This is a genomic window from Streptomyces sp. SID3212 (genome assembly GCF_009865405.1).
GTDB lineage: Bacteria > Actinomycetota > Actinomycetes > Streptomycetales > Streptomycetaceae > Streptomyces.
Genome location: NZ_WWJY01001225.1, coordinates 1 through 621, shown reverse-complemented (window position 1 = coordinate 621; position 621 = coordinate 1). Strand labels below are relative to the sequence as shown.

The following is a 621-nucleotide window of genomic DNA, read 5'->3' as shown; positions in this document are numbered from 1 at the left end:
CGGGGAGGGGGCCGGGGAGGTGACGGCCGCGGGCTTCGGGGTCCGCTTCGGGGCGGGGGTCGAGGGCCGGGGTGACGGTGAGGCGGTACGGGCGGCCGGCGGGGCCGCCGCCCTGGCCTGCCCCGCGCTCCGGCCCGGGAAGGCGACGTCGGAGCAGGAGTAGTACGTGTCCGGCGTGCTGGAATTGCGCCAGACCGTGTACAACACGTGCCGGCCGGTCCGGCCGCCCGGCAGGCGGGCCGGGATGCGGTAGGCCCCGTTCTCCAGCGCCGGGTCCTTCACGGTGAGGAACGGCTCGGGATCCAGGTCGTCCCACGTCAGCGGGGTGTCGGGGGAGTAGCCCTGCCGGGTGAGGTAGAGGCTGAACGTCCCCTCGTGCGGGATGGAGGACCGGTAGGTGAGGGTGAACCGGGCCCCCGGGACCAGCGTCGTGGCGGGCCAGTCGGAGCGGGGCAGGTCGAGTCCCGCGTACGCGGCGAGGCCCCCGCTGCACAGCTTCCCGTCCGGAATCACCTGCCGGTCCCTGCCCCCGACCTCCGCGACCCGAAGGTTGTCCCAACTGCCGAGCTGCTGGCCGCCGTTGGCGGCGACCGCCGCCCGGCACGCGGGCGAGCCGGTGAG

1 protein-coding gene is annotated in these 621 nt (G+C 75.7%); it reads right to left on the bottom strand.

Annotated elements, in window-relative coordinates; all coding sequences use genetic code 11:
• On the bottom strand, positions 1-621 hold a 621-nt coding region (locus tag GT042_RS36470), incomplete at both ends, for a lytic polysaccharide monooxygenase (protein ID WP_161312954.1).